Source organism: Streptomyces sp. NPDC040589, assembly GCF_055594445.1.
Window position 1 is genome coordinate 582730 of record NZ_JBVIWP010000004.1, and the last position, 16502, is coordinate 599231.

The 16502-nt window shown below is 69.9% G+C and carries 13 protein-coding genes and 1 pseudogene; 4 read left to right on the forward strand and 10 right to left on the reverse strand.

What is annotated here, in order from left to right; translation table 11 throughout:
- Positions 1-46: 46 nt before the first annotated feature.
- The 5 genes from ACZ58V_RS20545 to ACZ58V_RS20565 form a co-directional block, all read right to left on the reverse strand.
- On the reverse strand, positions 47-2512 hold the full coding sequence (locus tag ACZ58V_RS20545) for a carbohydrate-binding protein (RefSeq protein ID WP_471291255.1): 2466 nt from the start codon (positions 2510-2512) through the stop codon (positions 47-49).
- 88 nt (positions 2513-2600) lie between these two features.
- Positions 2601-3425: a carbohydrate ABC transporter permease gene (locus ACZ58V_RS20550; RefSeq protein WP_189730489.1), complete on the reverse strand. Its 825-nt coding sequence runs from the start codon at positions 3423-3425 to the stop codon at positions 2601-2603.
- A complete protein-coding gene (locus ACZ58V_RS20555) occupies positions 3422-4342 on the reverse strand; it encodes a carbohydrate ABC transporter permease (RefSeq protein WP_471291257.1) in 921 nt (306 codons plus the stop codon). The genes ACZ58V_RS20550 and ACZ58V_RS20555 overlap by 4 nt, the downstream gene beginning before the upstream one ends.
- A gap of 2 nt (positions 4343-4344) precedes the next feature.
- Positions 4345-5676, reverse strand: coding sequence for an ABC transporter substrate-binding protein (locus tag ACZ58V_RS20560; protein WP_471291258.1), 1332 nt, complete (start codon positions 5674-5676; stop codon positions 4345-4347).
- Positions 5677-5749: 73 nt separating this feature from the next.
- The gene (locus ACZ58V_RS20565) at positions 5750-6787 is read right to left on the reverse strand and encodes a LacI family DNA-binding transcriptional regulator (RefSeq protein WP_359895592.1); all 1038 of its coding nucleotides are present in this window, start codon (positions 6785-6787) and stop codon (positions 5750-5752) included.
- 133 nt (positions 6788-6920) lie between these two features.
- Between ACZ58V_RS20565 and ACZ58V_RS20570 the strand changes: the two genes are divergently transcribed.
- From ACZ58V_RS20570 to ACZ58V_RS20580, 3 genes and pseudogenes are all read left to right on the forward strand, one after another.
- Positions 6921-9026 carry an alpha-galactosidase gene (locus ACZ58V_RS20570; RefSeq protein ID WP_471291746.1) on the forward strand — a complete coding sequence of 702 codons (2106 nt, stop codon included), beginning with the start codon at positions 6921-6923 and terminating at the stop codon, positions 9024-9026.
- Between the two features lie 72 nt (positions 9027-9098).
- Positions 9099-10102, forward strand: a pseudogene (locus tag ACZ58V_RS20575) (IS5 family transposase).
- A gap of 106 nt (positions 10103-10208) precedes the next feature.
- Entirely contained in the window at positions 10209-10625 is a 417-nt protein-coding gene (locus tag ACZ58V_RS20580; RefSeq protein WP_468196591.1) for a diadenosine tetraphosphate hydrolase, read from the forward strand.
- A 52-nt stretch (positions 10626-10677) separates the two neighbouring features.
- Here the strand turns inward: ACZ58V_RS20580 and ACZ58V_RS20585 are convergent, their stop codons facing one another.
- The 3 genes from ACZ58V_RS20585 to ACZ58V_RS20595 form a co-directional block, all read right to left on the reverse strand.
- Positions 10678-11127, reverse strand: coding sequence for an SRPBCC family protein (locus ACZ58V_RS20585; protein ID WP_468196021.1), 450 nt, complete (start codon positions 11125-11127; stop codon positions 10678-10680).
- A 492-nt stretch (positions 11128-11619) separates the two neighbouring features.
- Positions 11620-12117 carry a DinB family protein gene (locus ACZ58V_RS20590; protein WP_468196022.1) on the reverse strand — a complete coding sequence of 166 codons (498 nt, stop codon included), beginning with the start codon at positions 12115-12117 and terminating at the stop codon, positions 11620-11622.
- 22 nt (positions 12118-12139) lie between these two features.
- Positions 12140-12766, reverse strand: coding sequence for an SAM-dependent methyltransferase (locus tag ACZ58V_RS20595; protein WP_471291260.1), 627 nt, complete (start codon positions 12764-12766; stop codon positions 12140-12142).
- 87 nt (positions 12767-12853) lie between these two features.
- Here ACZ58V_RS20595 and ACZ58V_RS20600 point away from each other — a divergent pair, with 87 nt between their 5' ends.
- Entirely contained in the window at positions 12854-13441 is a 588-nt protein-coding gene (locus ACZ58V_RS20600; RefSeq protein WP_471291262.1) for an XRE family transcriptional regulator, read from the forward strand.
- 33 nt (positions 13442-13474) lie between these two features.
- On the opposite strand, the gene ACZ58V_RS20605 is transcribed toward ACZ58V_RS20600, so the two are convergent.
- Together ACZ58V_RS20605 and ACZ58V_RS20610 are read right to left on the reverse strand one after the other, a co-directional pair.
- On the reverse strand, positions 13475-14626 hold the full coding sequence (locus ACZ58V_RS20605; RefSeq protein ID WP_471291264.1) for an acyltransferase family protein: 1152 nt from the start codon (positions 14624-14626) through the stop codon (positions 13475-13477).
- A gap of 216 nt (positions 14627-14842) precedes the next feature.
- On the reverse strand, positions 14843-16474 hold the full coding sequence (locus ACZ58V_RS20610) for a cellulase family glycosylhydrolase (protein ID WP_471291265.1): 1632 nt from the start codon (positions 16472-16474) through the stop codon (positions 14843-14845).
- Positions 16475-16502: the final 28 nt, after the last annotated feature.

Here is a 16502-nt window from a genome sequence, read left to right on the forward strand (position 1 = left end):
GGAGAACATCTCACTCCTCCGCAACCGACACCCGTCACCGCACGTTTCAGCCCACGACCCGGCCCAGCTCGATCCGGTCGATGTTCGGCGCCCAGGCACTCGCGTTGCCGAACGTCACCTTGTTGGCACCCTTCTTCAGATCGACCGGGACGCCGACGGTCCAGTAGTCGTCGAAGCTCCAGGTGTTCTTGAAGGTGACCTTCACCGGCGCCGCGGTTCCGACCGTGAGGTCCGCCGTACGGGACATGATGTCCGTGTTGTAGGCGTGGCCGTTGTCCCTGCGGTCGTTGTGCGCGTAGTGGACGACCAGCACATAGCGGCCGGACCGCGGCGCGTTCACCGTGAAATCGGCCGTGCTGGAGGGGCTGTTGCCGAGCCAGCCGATGTACGAGCCGGCGGACGCGTGCGGGGAGTCGACGAGCTTGGCGCCGCCCGCGAGCGTGGCCGAGGCGCCCTCGTAGGAGAGGGTGCCGGAGGCCGAACCGTCGCCGGAGACGTCGAGGGAGCGCACGGCGGCGTGGCCCGACGTCATCGCGATCCGGTTGTTGCCCGCGACCAGGTAGAGCCGCAGCGGCCGGCCGGGCGCGGCCGTGACCGTCTCCCCGTGCAGCGCGAGCCTCACCGCCGCCGAGGCCCGCGGCACCACCGTGTAGTAACCGTCACGCGGGGCGTAGACGTCGAACACCGCCTTGTCGCCGGAGCGCAGCACCAGGGCGCCCGTGCCCACACCGGCCGAGGACGAGTAGTCGTACGACGGCTTGCCGCTGATGTCCGCCAGGCCGGCCTCGTACGACGCGGAGGCCGCGCCCGTCCGCGTGGTCAGGTCGATCCGGTCGAGGGTGACCTCGGCGTCGCCCTTGGACAGGACCAACTGGTGTGTACCGGCCTTGAGCTGGACGTTGACGTCCTTCTTGGCGCGGTACGTCCAGTTCTCGGTGGAGGGGTAGCCGACCGTCACCGGGTCGCCGCCGTCGATCGACAGCTTCTGCGTGGCGGGGCCGCCGGACTGGTTGCCGTACAGGATCGCCAGGTCGTACGTGCCGTCCTTCGGCACGGTCACCGTGAAGGCGACCTTGCTGCCGGGCTGGTTGAGGGAGCCGACGTCCTTGGTGCCGGAGGCCGCGTAGCCGTTGGCGTTCTGCACGGTGCCCTGGGTGTACACCTTGCCGTCGGTGATGGCCGCGTCCTCGGCCTCGTACGACGCCGACCACGGGACGGACGCGGCGGACGGGGTGCCCGAGCCGCCGGGGGTGAGGACGATCCGGTACGCCGACATCTTGTGCAGTCCGCGCAGCGGGACGGTCACCGAACCGTCGTCCGCCACCTTCACCTTGGTGCGCGCCAGGACCTGAGGCGCCGCGTGCTGCCCCTCGTAACCGGACCAGGCCGCCTCGGCGACCGTCGCGGTGACCGTACGGCCGAACACCGACCGCGGGACGTTCCGCACGACCACGTCCGAGTCCCCGGCGGAGCCGCCGAGCAGCACCTGCGCCTGGCGGCGGGAGGCGTCGAGCGAGGCGAGGCCCTGGAGCGTGTCGATGCTGTTGGGCTGCGGCGGCGTCACCTTCACGGTGTTCCCGGTCATGCCCGCGTACCAGCGGAACAGCCACCAGCCGCCGTTGGGAATGTTCGAACGCACCACATGGCCGCTGAGATTGCCGGCGGCGTCCCAGTAGGCCATGTTGGCGTACACCTTGTTGCGCTCGAACAGGGACACCCACTGCACGAGCTGCCCGGGCACGGACAGGTCGCGGCGGTTGGCGTACTCATCGATGTTGATCTTCAGCGGGGCGATGCCCGCCTCGCGCTCCAGCGCGCGGTAGTCGTCGTAGTGCGCCTGGAAGTCGCGCAGCGAACCGGAGCCGAGTTCGTGCCAGGTCATCACCTGGGGCAGTACGTTCTCCCGCTTGGCGAAGGCGAGGAAGTCCTTCAACAGGCGTGTGTGGTATGCGGCTTCGTTGGGACCGGCGATCCGTGCGTCCGGGTCGATCGCGCGGATCCGCTGGTACACCGTCTTCCAGTCCTTGAAGAACCGGTCACGGTTCTTCTCGTACTGGGCCTGGTCCTGGACGTCGAGCTTGTACCAGATCTGGTCGGGCTCGTTGAACGGGATGTAGACGAAGCGGTCGCTGTTCGGGTCGGCCGAGACCTCCTTGACGATCTTGTCGACCTTGGGGAGGTAGTCGTCGATGCCGAGGTCCTCGTACGGCCACTTGGCGTAGATGTCCTGCATCATCACGTTGATCTCGCCGCCGCCGTTGCGGAAGAACGACTTGGAGACGGTGAGCGCGTCGCCGTTGGGGTGCTGGGCGCCGCCCTCCGGCTTCTGCGAGACACTGGTGATCTTCAGGGGTGCCATCGCGGCGTCGCTGGGCACCCCGTCGTCGCTGAGCCCGTACAGCGAGCCGTTGGCACCCAGCATCACCGGGCCCTCGGAGCTCTTGAGGTCGACGCTGAGGCGCTGGGGGTCGGCTGCGGCGGCGGGACCGGCCGCGGGGAGGGTGCCTGCCATGGCGGCTGCTCCAAGTAGTGCTGTCACTAGGGCGGTTCTGGTGCGGGATCTTGTGCGGGCGGGGGTGCTCACGCTGCTGGACCTCCAGTCACTTCACGGCTCCACTGGTGATTCCGGACACGATCTTTCGCTGGCCGACGAGGAACACGGCGACCATGGGCAGGCTCATCACCACGACGTACGCGAAGACGAGATGCCAGTTGTTGAGGTAGAGCTGGGCGCTGGCGACCTGGTAGAGGTTGAGCGGCAGGGTCGCCCTGTCTCCGCCGCCGAGGACGAAGAACGCGTAGAAGACGTCGCTCCAGGCGTAGAGCATCACCATGATCGTCGCGGTGGCGATCACCGGCCGGAGCAGCGGAAGCACGATCCGCCAGAAGATCCGTGACGGCGTCGCCCCGTCCATCCGGGCCGCCTCCTCCAGTTCCGTGGGGATGGCGCGGATGAACCCGGTCATGAAGAAGATCGACGTCGACAGGTACATGCCGGTGTAGACGGCGATCATGCCCGGCCGGGTGTTCGCCAGGCCCATCTGCCGCAGCTCCATCACGATGGTGATGACGGCGGGCGGCAGCAGCAGTCCGCTGATGCACAGCGCGTACGCCGCCGAGACCAGCTTCGACTTGCGGCGGGCGAACACCCAGGCGGCGCCCGCACCCAGGATCAGCACCAGGACCACCGAAGGCACCACGACCAGCAGCGAGTTGAGGAAGCCGCGCAGCATCTCGCCCTCGCTGACGGCGTCCGCGTAGTTGCTCGCGGGCTGCCAGTGCCCGGGCAGGTCCAGGTTCGGCTCGATCGCCTCGGCCTGCGGCTTGGCCGAGGTGACGGCGACCAGCCAGAGCGGCACACCGACGGCCAGCGCGGCGAGCAGGACGACGAGGGAAGGGCGGCCGTACCGCCACACCGCGGTCACAGTAGCTGCTCCCTTCGCCGGAGCCCGACGACCAGCGGGATCGCCACGGCGACCACCACCAGGAACAGCACGAGGCTCATCGCGGAGGCCTGGGCGTACAGGCCCTGTCCGAAGATCCGGAACATGTAGATGTTGAAGACCTCCGTGGAGGCCGCGGGGCCGCCGCCGGTCGTGGCCTGCACGATGTCGAAGGTGTTCATCGAACCGATCAGTGCCGTCGTGACGTTGAAGGTGACGGCCGGCGCCAGCATCGGCCAGCGCACCGACCAGAACGTCCGCCAGGGCCCCGCCCCGTCACACTTCGCGGCCTCCAGCATCTCGCCGGGGATGCCCTTGAGCCCGGCCAGATAGATCAGCATCGACAGGCCCATCCACTTCCAGCCGTGGATGAGCGTGACGACCACCAGCGTCCAGGTCGTCGAACCCAGCCAGGGGATGTCCGTGCCCAGCAGGGAGTTGACGGCCCCGTCCTGGTCCAGCAGCGCCTGGAAGACGTAACCGGTCGCGAGGGCCGAGATCAGCACCGGCAGGAAGAAGACGGCACGGAAGAACCGGTTGAAGCGGCTGTCGTCCTCCAGCAGCAGCGCCAGCACGAGCCCGAAGCCGTTCTGGAACAGCGCCGCCAGCAGCGCGTACACCAGGGTCGTCCGGATCGCCCGCAGCAGCGAGCCGTCCTCGGCGATGGTCTTGAAGTTGTCCAGGCCCGTGAAGGCGATGTCCGCGTGGTACGAGGACCAGTTGGTGAACGGGTAGTAGAAGTTGAGCAGGTTCGGCACCAGGAAGAAGCCCGCGAAGACGACGATCGCGGGCAGCGCGAACCACCAGGGGTGGTGCACGGCCGCGCGTGGCAGCCGCCCCACCTTCTTCGGCGCGCCCCTGACCGGCGCGGGCTGGGTACGTACGACCGTGTCCGCCATCGTCAGAACCCGGGCGCGCCCTGGGCCTTGGCCACCTGCGCGAACTGGTCCTGGATCGCCTGCGCGACCTGCTGCGGGCTCTTCTTGCCGAAGATCATGTCGGCCAGGTAGAGATGCGTGTCCGGGGCGACGATCGCCTTGGCCTGGAAGACGCCGATGGCCTTCGGCAGGGCCGCCACCTGGGCCTTGGACGTCTCGGGCAGTCCGCCGGGGGTGGGCACGGACGGCTGCACGGACGGGATCTTCATCGTCTTGATGTAGTCCGGGTAGTCCGGCCCGAGCCAGAAGGCGAGGAACTGCCGGGCCGCGTTCTGCCGCTTGTCGTCACCGGTCTTGAAGGCGACGACACCGTTGGTCTGGTCGGGGGAGTACAGGCCGGTGGCCGAGGAGTTGGCGACCGGGAACCAGCCGATCTTCCTGTCGATCTCGGCGGTGGAGTACTTGGCCTGCAACTGGCTCTGGAAGGAGGTGACGTTGAGGACCATGCCGGCCTCGCCCTTCCACAGCGCGTCGGCCTGCCCGGTGAACGTGCCCGTCCGGTAGTTCTTCTGGGCGAGCCCGGCGTCGAGCAGCTTCTCCTTGTACTTCTTGATCGCGCCGACGACGACCGGGTCGGTCCACTTCTTCTTGCCCGCGTTGAGATCGGCCCACCACTGCTGGTCGAGGTCGGTGAGCTGGACCTGCATCTGCCACTGGAGCGGCCACTTGTCGCCGCCTGCCTCGTAGAAGGCGGCGGCGTCGGACTTGTCGACGACCTTGCGGCCGAGGGCGAGCAGCTCGTCGTAGGACTTGGGGAAGTCCTTCTCGGCGATGCCCGCCTGCTTGAAGACGTCCTTGTTGTAGTAGACGCCGAGCATGGCGGGGCTGGTGACGATCGCCGCGTACCGCTTGCCGTCGATCATGCCGAGCGACTTCTCGGTCCCGCCGAGCTTGGCCTCCCACGGCTCCCCGTCCAGGGGCAGGAGGTTCTGCTTCGGCTGTATGAACGGCAGGGTGGAGATGGACGGCTGCCAGAACATCAGGTCGGGGCGGTCGCCGGACGCCAGCTTCGTCGGCACGTTCTGCTCGTAGAGGTCCGGGATCGCCTGGGTGTCGACCTTGGCGCCGGTGGCCTTCTCGAAGGCGTCGATGACCTGCTTGGGCGCGTTGACCGTGTTCTGCGCGGTCCACATGGTCAGCTTCACGCCGTCGAGGCGGGCGGTGGGGTTGACCTCCGCCTTCTTCCCGCCCGAACCGGAGTCACCGGAGTCCCCGGCGGTCGGGTCACTGCACGCGGTGGCGGCCAGGCCGGCGGCGCATATCAGCGCCAGCGCGGGGAGAGCTCTTCTCTTCATCTCGTGCCTTTCCGGAGCAGGTGGTTCAGGTTCAGGTGGCGGGACTCACAACTGCTGGGCGGATGAGCGGTGTTCAGTGACCGGCGGGCGGTGGCCCCGAGCTCTCCCGCACCACCAGCTCGGGCACGGACACGGGATGCGGGGCGACCTGCGCCGACTCCTCCAGCACCCCGTGCAGCAGGGCGAACGCGGACCGCCCGAGGCCGGTGAAGTCCAGGCGTACGGTCGTCAGGGACGGTGTGAGGAAGGCGGAGTGCGGGGCGTCGTCGAAACCGGCCACGCTGACCTCGCCCGGCACCGAGCGGCCGGCCTCGTGCAGGGCCCGGAGCACGCCGAGCGCGAGGTCGTCGTTGCCGCACAGGATCGCGGTGACGGACGGGTCGCCCGCCAGCTTCAGCCCTGCCGCGTGACCGCCCGCCGGTCCCCAACTGCTCTGTACGGGACGGGATTCCGGGGCGCCGGCCTCCTTCAGCGCCTGCCGCCAGCCGCTGGTGCGGGCGCTGGTGCGGCGGGTGCTGGACGGGATGGCCACGTAGTGCACGGTCTCGTGGCCGAGGGAGAGCAGATGCCGGGTCGCCTGGTAGGCGGCCTCGCGGTCGTCGGTCCAGACCCACGGGCGGTCGCCGCCGGGCGGGCTCGCCGGGGTCTCGACCACGCCGACGACCGGCAGCGTCGCGGGCACGGCTCCCAGCGCCCGAACACCGGCCGGATCGTATGCGATCACGATGAGCCCGCCGCCCGCGTCCGCCGCACGCTGCACCTCCGCGGCGACGGCCGCGTCGTCGGCGGACTCCAGGACCCCGATCCCGACCGCGTACGACGCGGCGCGGGCGGCCTCCTCGATGCCCTGGAGGATCGAGGCGTAGCCGTAGTGGGTGGTGTTCGCGGTGAGCACGGTCACGGCCCGGCTGCGCCCGCTGGCCAGAGCGTGGGCGGTGACGTTGCGGCGGAAGCCCAGTTCGTCGATGGCGGCGAGCACCCGCTCCCGGGTGGACGGCCGCACGCTCGGATGGCCGTTGATCACCCGCGAGACCGTCTGGTAGGAGACCCCCGCCGCGGTCGCGACGTCCCTGATGCTCGCCGGGCGCCTTGTGTGACCGGTCACATTCATGCGAGGATTGTGACCGGTCACACTTGGGTCGTCAAGAGACCGTAACGAGGGATTCACGCGGACCGCCGCTCCCGGAGAACGGGGCGGGGTCAGGAGGGGGAGCACCTTGACCGGCACGGCGGATGCGGCGCACATGGCCTCCAACCAGCGGCAGGACGAGTTCACTTGGGGACATGAGGCCCTTCGGGCACGGTTCGCCGTCGCCGCCGACGGGACTCTGCGGCTGGTCGGTCTGACCCACCCCGACGACGACAACCCCGCCGCCCCGCCCTCGGCGCTCCCGCTCGTGGAGCTCACCGCCCTCGGCCACGGCAGCGGCTGGTCAGGCCCGCGTTTCACGGGCACGGCCTTCGGCGCGCGGCTCGCCTACCGGGCCCACCGCACGGGCAGACGCGACGGCTGGGACTGGCTGACCGTCGAACTCCACGATCCGGGCACCGGCCTGACGGCGTTCGCCGAGCTGACGTCACCCACCGGTCTGCCCGTCCTGCGCTCCCGCGTCCGGCTGCGCAACGAGGGCCGGGAGCCCCTGGTCGTCCAGTCCGTCAGCAGCCTGCTGCTCGGCGGCCTGCCCGCCCCGGACGCCCTCGACGTCCACCGGGCCCGCAACGACTGGCTCGCCGAGTGCCGTTGGTACGCCGAGCCGCTGCGCGCCGCCGTCGCCGACATCAACATGGACGTCCACGAGCACGACAGCCGGGCCGCCCTCGCCCTGACCGGGCGCGGCAGCTGGCCCACCGACGGCCATCTGGCCATGGGGGCGCTGACCGAGCGGGACGGCGGCCGGGCCTGGGTGTGGCAGGTGGAGTCCCCGGCCGGCTGGCGCTGGGACGTCGGCCAGCGCGCACACGGCACGTACCTCGCGCTGAACGGCCCCACGGACGCGGAACACCAGTGGCGGGTCCGGCTCGCCCTCGGTGAGGAGTTCACCACCGTGCCCGGGGCCCTCGCACTCGGCTCCGGCCTCGACGCCGCGATGGGCGCCCTGACCTCCTACCGCCGCGCGATCCGCCGCCCCCACCCGGACCACACCGCCCTCCCCGTCGTCTTCAACGACTACATGAACACCCTCATGGGCGACCCGACCACGGCCAAACTGCTGCCGCTGATCGACGCCGCCGCCGACGCCGGCGCGGAGTACTTCTGCGTCGACTCGGGCTGGTACGACGACGACACCCGCGGCTGGTGGGACAGCGTCGGCGCCTGGCAGCCCTCGCCGCGCCGCTTCCCCGACGGCGGCATCCAGGCGGTCCTGGACCGGATCCGGGAGCGCGGCATGGTGCCCGGGCTGTGGCTGGAGCCGGAGGTCGTCGGGGTACGCAGCCCGGTCGCGGCCGAGCTTCCCGCCGAGGCGTTCTTCCAGCGCGACGGCGTGCGCCTGACCGAACAGGGCCGCCACCAGCTCGACCTGCGGCATCCGGCCGCCCGCGCCCACCTCGACAAGACGGTCGACCGGATCGTCGGCGACTGGGGCGTGGGCTATCTCAAGCTGGACTACAACATCGTGGTCGACCCCGGCACCCAGGCCCTGGGCGACCTCGCGCCGGGAGCGGGGCTGCTCGGCCACGCCCACGCCTACCTGGACTGGCTCTCCGGCGTACTGGACCGGCACCCCGGCCTCGTCGTCGAGAACTGCGCCTCGGGCGGCATGCGCATGGACGGGGCCACCCTGGCCGTCGCCCAGCTCCAGTCCACCAGCGACCAGCAGGACCCGCTGCGCTACGCGCCCATCGCCGCCGCCGCTCCGACCGCGGTCCCGCCCGAGCAGGGCGCCGTCTGGGCCTACCCGCAGCCGACGTTCGACGACGACCTGATCTCCTGGACCCTGGGCGGGGCCCTGCTCGGCCGCATCCATCTCTCCGGCCATCTGAACCACATGTCGGAACACCAACTGGCCCTCGTACGGGACGCGGTCGCGGTCTACAAGTCGATCCGCGGCGACCTCGCACAGGCCCTGCCCTTCTGGCCGCTGGGCCTGCCCGGCTGGACGGACGAGTGGCTGGCCCTGGGCCTCAGGGTCCCCGGCGACCGCACGGCCTACGTCTCGGTCTGGCGCCGCGGCGGACCGGCTGAACTCCACGTCCCCCTCCGGCACCTGGCGGACCGGCCCGTCCGCGCGGACGTCCTGCACCCGTCCTCCCCGGAGGCGGGCCGGGCCACCTGGGACGGGGCCGGACTGGCGGTGTCGGTGCCGCGTGCGCCCGGCGTGCTGCTGGTTCGGCTGACGTGGGACGGCTAGGGCCTGTGTGAGGTCGTGATCAATCTCGGGTTTTGGTCCCTTGCGGGGGCAGGACCTGGTAGGACGCTGGGTGTGACACGTAGGCAACTCAGCGACGAGCAATGGGAGTTCATCGAGCCGTATCTGCCGATAGGCGAGTACGGCCCATACCCCGAACGGCTGCGGGAGCAGTTCGAAGGGGTGATCTGGCGGTTCCGCTCCAGCGCCCAGTGGCGCGAGATGCCCTCCGAGTTCGGACCGTGGCCGACGGTCTACGGCCGCTTTCGTGTCTGGCGGGACGCCGGGGTCTTCTCTGCTCTTCTGGAAGGCATGATCGCGGAGGCCGCCCGCCGGGGACAGACGGACTTATCCCTGGTCAGCGTGGACTCCACCACTGCCCGCGCCCACCACGACGCCGCCGGGATGCGCATCGGCAAGGAGGTTATGGACGCCCTTGAAGAAGCTGCCGCCGAGCAGGAGCGGGCCCGGCAAAAGGGGGCGGCCCGCCAGAACAGAACGGACAGGACGGCAGGGACGGCCCCGAGCGGGAAGAGCGGCGGCGTATCAGGCGAGGGCGCAAGCTCCGCTTGAACCAAGCCCTGCTCGGCAGATCCCGTGGTGGGCTGACGAGCAAGGTTCATCTCGCCGCGGACCGCAAGTGCCGTCCGTTGTCGCTCGTCCTGGCCGCAGGACAGGCCGCCGACAGCCCGCAGTTCGTCCCCGTGTTGCAGAAGGTGCGGGTCCGTCTGCCTCTCGGCCGTCCTCGAACCCGGCCCGACGCTGTCGCCGCGGACAAGGCCTACTCGTCCCGCGCTAACCGCTCTTACCTGCGGAAACGCGGCATCAAGGCAGTCATCCCGGAGAAGAAGGACCAGTCCGCCAACCGGAAGAAGAAGGGCCGCCGGGGCGGCCGCCCCACACGCCACGACGGCGATCTTTACAAGGAGCGGAACACCGTCGAGCGGCTCATCAACAAGTTGAAGGCATGGCGCGGTATCGCGACTCGATACGACAAGACGCCCGAGAGCTACCTCGCCGGCCTCCACCTCCGTGCCTCGATGATCTGGATCGACGGCCTCCTGAAGGCAACTGGCTGATCACAACATCACACAGGCCCTAGGTCCGGCGCGCTCGAAGGGGCCGGGTGATGACTGGCGGGTCGAGCGCATCGGGAGTGCTCTGCGAGGTGAAAACCCCTCTGTACTGCGGCGCTTGAACGCGGGGTTCGCGGTGATCGGCGATGTGCAGTTCCTGCCGGGCTACTCGGTGCTGCTGGTGGACGATCCCCAGGTGGAGAGACTGTCGGACCTGCCCAGGGGGAAGCGGCTGGCCTTCCTCTCCGACATGGACCAGCTCGGGGAAGCAGTCGAGCGAGTATCCCGTCGCATGGACGCGGCTTTCCGGCGGGTCAATCTTGAGATCCTGGGCAATACCGACGGATTCTTGCACGCACACGTATGGCCGCGGTTCGAGTGGGAGCCGACCGAGTTGGTGGGCAAACCGGTTTGGCTCTATCCCCGCGACAGGTGGGGCGACGAGCAGTTCGCACTCGGTCCGCGGCACGACTTGCTTCGCACGGCGATCGGGAACGAGCTGGACCAACTGCGGTCGCTGAACTGACGGCGAGCAGATCGACCGGGGTCCTGGCTTGGCGCGCGACGTGGCGCAGGCGTCACCGAGCTGACTTGCACTGCTCGGCGTAACGGGCCAGACCTTCCGCCATGTCCTGCATGAACTTCTGGAGGTAGCGCGGCATGAACCAGCGCAACAGCCAGTTCGTCTCGTACTCGCCGTGCCAGTGGATGATCGTGCCTGAGCTCGCTGTCGGCGTCAGTGCGATGCGCGCGTGGTAGTTGTGCATGGACGAGTTGAACGCGTCTTCGTAGGCCAAGAGGCGGCGCTCGACCTTCTCGGTCAGCCGTTCCCCGGTCACAGTGCGGCCCGTTCGGAAGGCGCGTACGGCGCCGACGCCGTCGTCGCCGCCGGGGTCGAGGCCGACGGACCGTGTGGTGTCCAGACTGTCCACCTTGGACCACAGCGGCCAACTCGCGGCGTCGACCAGTAGCTTCCAGACGAGTTCCGGCGAGGCGCTGGTGGTCACTGTGACGTCGTACGTGTGCATGGCTGGGGGCTCCTGTGAGTGGTGACGAACCCAGGGTTTTCCGCGACGAGCCAGTGGCAGGCGTTGGCACGTCCACCGCCCGCACGATGTCGGTCATGCGCGGGGCCACGGTGCCCCGGATCGAGTCGAGTTGCAGGTCGAGGTAGCCGAGGCGTGCGGTGTCGGGGAACTGGACGGCGTACTGGAATGCCACCGCGGCGCCGAGACCCTGCCCGACGACACGGGCGTCACCCACCCCCAGCCGATCGGCGATCAGCGTGTGCACCTATCGCGCCAGCGTGGCTTTGTCGTAGCCGGCCGGTGAGCCCGTGCTGTCTCCCAGTCCGGGAAGGCCGACACGCCGTCGACGTCGGCGAACTCGTGTCGGAAGGTGTTCTAGCAGTGCGGAAGAGGGCGAGCATGACGGTTGCCACCGTGTGCGCGGACCGGGGGAAGCGGTGCGGCGACGGCCGTGGTGCTGTGATCATGTGTTCCCGTCCTGGAGAAGGTGGATCAGCGGCCGGTGGTGCCGTCGACGAGTTCGCGGAGGATGTCCGCGTGGCCCGCGTGTCGGCCGGTCTCCTCGATCATGTGGGTGAGAGCCCAGCGGATGCTGGGAGCGGGACGGTCCGGCCGCGGTCGGGGGACCGGTGCGCCGAGATCGGTGCAGCCGTCGAGAACGTCGTTCGCGCGCTCGACCGCGTCCCGGTAGCGGGCGACGACATCGGCCGCACTGTCCGTCGGCGCGGCTCGGAACGTCGCCTGCCAGTCGGTGACCTCGTCCCCGAGGAACACCGAGCGCTCGACGAGAGTCAGGTGGTGGAGCAGTCCGAGCAGGTTCGTGCCCGAGGGCACGGCGGCTGACCGCACCTGCGGTTCGGCGGTGCCGTCGACCTTCGCGGCGATCGAACTCCGGAGGTAGTCGAGGAATCCGCGCAGGACCTCGGTCTCGTTGCTTCCGGTCCGGGGCGGCGGGGTGTCGCGGCGGTCGCGGCGCGATGTGCTGGGCACCGTGGTCTCCCTTCCTGCCGTCTCAGGCGGTGCGGCGGATGAGGAGGACGTGGTCGGTGACCTCGGCGGTGCGCCCGTCCGGTCCGGTCGCGATCCGGCGGGGTGCGTCGGCCCGCTCTACCGTCCATGTCCGCGGGGCCAGGTCGATACCCGCGGCGACTTCCCGCGGGCTCGGGTAGTGGATGTCGGGATCCTGGTTCCACGACCACGGCGCGGCCGAGCCGTGGTCGACGACCAGCAGCCGCCCGCCCGGGCGCAGCGCCTGCGCGGCCGAGCGCAGGACGGTTGCCCGGTCCAGGTCAAAGGACGTGTGCAGATAGTGGGCGCAGACCAGGTCGAATCCGCCGGGCGGGCAAGACCGGTGCAGGTCGGCCCGCACGGTGGTGACGCGGTCGCCCAGGCCGTGTGCGCGGGCGAGGGCGGCGAGCCTCTCGACCGCCACGGCCGAAATGTCGACGGCGGTGACGTGCCAACCCCGGCGGGCGAGCCACAGCGCGTCGCCGCCGTCGCCGCATCCGAGGTCCAGCACATCACCCGGCGGCAGGCCCGTCACCGTCTCGGTGAGGCGGACATTCGGCTGCGGGCCCTCGGCTGCCGGTCGGGCCGCGTAGACGCCGTCCCAGAACGCGACCGCATCGGTGGTGCTCATGAAGGCTCCTTGAGTCGGGATGCACGCAGTCTCGCCAGGCACACCACGACCTGGCACGGAATCTTGCGGTTACGGCAAGATGGCACGATGGAGGATCGCAAGACGGACGACGAAGTGCTGGACGGGGTGGGGCCGCGGCTTCGTGCGCTGCGTCGTGCCCGCGGCATCACCCTCGCCGACCTCGCGGTGACGACGGGCGTCTCGGAGAGCACGCTGTCCCGGCTGGAGAGCGGGCAGCGCCGGCCGAGCCTGGAACTGCTGCTGCCGCTGGCCCGTACCTATGACGTTCCGTTGGACGACCTCGTCGGTGCCCCGCGCACCGGCGACCCCCGGATCCACCTCAAGCCGATCCGGCGGTTCGGTATGACCTTCGTGCCCCTGTCCCGGCGGCCGGGCGGGGTGCACGCGTTCAAGATGATCATCCCCGCCCGGCCGGAACCACTCGAACCGACCCCGCAGACCCACGAGGGCTTCGAATGGCTCTACGTGCTCAACGGACGCCTGCGGCTCGTGATCGGCGAGCGGGATCTGACACTGCCGGCCGGTGAGGCAGCCGAGTTCGACACGTCCTTGCCCCACTGGCTGGGCAGCGCCGACGGGGGCGTGGTCGAGCTGCTCATCCTGTTCGGCCTGCAAGGGGTGCGTGCGCACGTACGCACCGACGCTCATCGATAGCGGCCCCCCTCGTTCCAGGCGGCGCGTCGAACGTCACTCGCGTACGGCGGTCCGCTCTCGTACGGCCTTGCGTTCCCGGGCCTGATCGCGGGCGTCCCGGCGGAACGCCCATGCCATCTCGGGCTCCATCACCCAGCGGAACAGCCGCCGTACCGGCGGGGTGCACAGCGCGGTCACGACGACGGCCGCGACGGCCGTGACGACGAGCTCTCCCAGGGGCCGGTGGATCCACGCCGGCTCGTACCAGCCCCAGAACTTGGACCCCTGGGCGACGAAGCCGTGCAGCAGATAGCCGTACAGCGTGCCCGCGCCCAGCACCGTGAACCATGCCCGGCGCCCGGGCACCCAGGAGAGGAAGCAGGCCACCAGGACCAGCGAGCAGCCGAAGATCACCAGTGTCATGACGGGCCCGGACCAGGAGGGCGCGGCGAGTTCCTCCGCGCTGTCGCGGTGGTAGAACCAGGCGCCGGTCATCCGCGGCACCGCCCAGTAGGCCACGGCGAGGGCGGCGGCGAAGACCGGCACGGCGAGGATGCGCACCTTGCGCCGGCGCACCAGCCGGAAGTGCTCCGGCTTCAGGCACAGGCCGAGGACGAAGTACGGCAGGAACTGCAGAGTGCGCTGCAGGTCGAGGTCGTTGCCGACGTTCGGCGAGAGCGTCGCCAGCATCGCGATGACCAGGGCCACCGGCAGCGGCCACCGCACATGCCGCCACACCGGCGTGGTCAGCCGCCAGATGAACAGCGCCGCGAGGAACCAGGTCAGATAGAGCGGGTCCAGCAGGCTGATCGGCCGGTCGGGCTCCTGGTCGGTCCACCGGGTGAACAGGGTGTACGCCGTCTCGAAGACGACGTACGGAACGGCGAGTCCGGTGATCAGACGCCTGATGCGTCCCGGGCCGGCGTCGAAGGTGCGCGAGAAGTAGCCGGAGATGATGATGAACGCCGGCATGTGGAAGGCGTACACCACCATGTACAGCGCGCTCGCCGCCCGGCTGCCGTCCCGCAATGGCTCCCAGGAGTGCCCCATCGCCACCAGCACGATCGCCAGGTACTTCGCGTTGTCGAAGAAGGCGTCCCGCTGCCCGGACCGCTGCGCGGGGGTGGCGGCCTCGGACGCGTCCTTCCGCCCCCGCCCGCCGTCGCCCGGCGAGACGGCGCGCATGCGCAGGGTGTCCTCGCTCATCACGCCCCCCGCGCTCGGTGGGGGAGACCGGAACGGGTGCGGGCGCATCTTGCCGGAGTGACGGCAGTGGGGTGCCGGTGAGACATCCCCGCCGCCTCACCGCTGCGGGGCCGGGTAAACCGCTTTCCGGTGCGATGTCGTATGGATCACAGCCACGGCGACGGTGCCGCCGCACCGGGCGCCGGGAAGCGCGCCGGCACCGTCGCACGCGGCGCGTCAGCTCACCGAGCAGGCCCCGCCGTTCAGCGCGAACGCCGTGGGACTCGGGTTCGCGGTGGACCGGGTGGCCGTGAAGCCGAGGGTGACCGAGCCCGCCGCGGGGATCGTCGCGGTGTACGAGGCCGCCGCGACGCTGACCTCGGAGCCGCTCTGCGTCGCCGTTCCGCCCCAGAGGTTGCTGACGCGCTGGCTGTCGGGGAAGGTCCAGCGCAGCGTCCAGCCGTTGATCGCCGACGTGCCGGTGTTGCGGAGGACGATCTCGCCCTGGAAGCCGCCGGGCCAGCTGCTCGTCACCCGGTAGCCGACGCCGCAGGCCGACGGTGAGCCGCCGGGGGAGGTCGTGACCGTCACCGTGGCCGAGCGGGGCGACCGGTTGCCCGCCGCGTCACGGGCGTAGACGGCGAAGGTGTGGGCGGTGGATGGGGTGAGGCCGGTGACGGTGGCGGAGGTGCCCGTCGTGGTGGTGGCGGTGGTCTCGGTCGCGCCGCTGACCCGGACGACGTCATAGCCCGTGACTCCGGTGGCGTCCGTGGCGGCGGACCAGGCCAGCTTCACGGATGACGAGGTCACCTCCGAGGCGGTCGGTGTGCCGGGAGCGGTCGGGGGAGTGGTGTCACCGCCGCCCGAGGAGTAGACGGTGGCTTCCTTCGAGGTCGCGGCGATGCCGTTGGCGCCGTTGAAGACGCGCTGGCCCCAGGAACTGAGCCGGGTGCGGTCGAACTCGATCGCCAGGTCGAGGATCGGGTCGGTGTTGCCGCTCCAGGACCAGGCCAGGTAGCCGAGCCGCAGCTGTTGGGCCACGGCCATCATGGTGTCCTCGTCAGGGTCGCCGTACTGGTCGGCCGGTCCTCCGAACTCACCGATGAGGATGGGGAGTTTGGCGTTGACGAAGGCGTTCAGATAGTCGGTGATCTCCTGGGCGGTGTCGTAGACGCTGTACATGTGGATCGAGAAGATCAGGTTGCCGGTGGGGTCGGCGTTGTAGACGGACTTGGCGTTGGCGCGCATCACGCCTTGCCAGTCCTGGCCCCAGTTGGGGGCGTCCACCATGATCGTGTGCGTGAATCCGGCGTTGCGCAGCTTCTTGACGGCGGCGATGGTGGGATCGGTCCACCCTGCGGGATTGGTGTTGCCCCAGGGCTCGTTGCCGATGTTGATGATGACGTAGTCCTCTTGACCGGCGAGCACCTCTTTCAGACCGATCCAGTAGTCGGCCGCGTGGTCGAGGGTCCCGGCCGCGGACTCCTCTCCGTAGCCGGTGGTGTCGTGCACCTCCAGCACGCAGATGAGCCGGTTGGCCTTGCACTGGGCGATGACACCCGCCACGTCCTGCGCGCTGTTCTTGGTCCAGCGGTGGCCGTCGGAGAGGACGACACGGACGGTGTTGGCGCCCAGCGACTTGACGTCGGCCAGCGACTGCGTCTCACCCGGGTACCAGGTGTGGGCGTGGTTGACGCCGCGCATCACGAAATCGTTCCCGGAGGCTTCCACGAGGCGGCCGTTCTCGACGCGGAAGCCGGTGGGGGCGGCCTGTGCCGGTGTGCTGAAGGAGAGTAAGGAGAGCAGGAGTCCCAGGAGGGCGGCGGCCACTCCGGCCACTCGTGGGACGGATGCGGTACGAGATCTCATAGCGGCTCCAGAGAGGATGAGTTGACGG

Excerpts from the sequence above, each read along its gene's own strand:
- ACZ58V_RS20605 (WP_471291264.1), bottom strand. The coding sequence starts at position 14,626 with ATGAGCGAGGACACCCTGCGCATGCGCGCCGTCTCGCCGGGCGACGGC.
- ACZ58V_RS20560 (WP_471291258.1), bottom strand. The coding sequence starts at position 5,676 with ATGAAGAGAAGAGCTCTCCCCGCGCTGGCGCTGATATGCGCCGCCGGC.
- ACZ58V_RS20585 (WP_468196021.1), bottom strand. The coding sequence starts at position 11,127 with ATGCACACGTACGACGTCACAGTGACCACCAGCGCCTCGCCGGAACTC.
- ACZ58V_RS20565 (WP_359895592.1), bottom strand. The coding sequence starts at position 6,787 with ATGAATGTGACCGGTCACACAAGGCGCCCGGCGAGCATCAGGGACGTC.
- ACZ58V_RS20610 (WP_471291265.1), bottom strand. The coding sequence starts at position 16,474 with ATGAGATCTCGTACCGCATCCGTCCCACGAGTGGCCGGAGTGGCCGCC.
- ACZ58V_RS20595 (WP_471291260.1), bottom strand. The coding sequence starts at position 12,766 with ATGAGCACCACCGATGCGGTCGCGTTCTGGGACGGCGTCTACGCGGCC.
- ACZ58V_RS20570 (WP_471291746.1), top strand. The coding sequence starts at position 6,921 with ATGGCCTCCAACCAGCGGCAGGACGAGTTCACTTGGGGACATGAGGCC.
- ACZ58V_RS20545 (WP_471291255.1), bottom strand. The coding sequence starts at position 2,512 with ATGGCAGGCACCCTCCCCGCGGCCGGTCCCGCCGCCGCAGCCGACCCC.
- ACZ58V_RS20600 (WP_471291262.1), top strand. The coding sequence starts at position 12,854 with ATGGAGGATCGCAAGACGGACGACGAAGTGCTGGACGGGGTGGGGCCG.
- ACZ58V_RS20555 (WP_471291257.1), bottom strand. The coding sequence starts at position 4,342 with ATGGCGGACACGGTCGTACGTACCCAGCCCGCGCCGGTCAGGGGCGCG.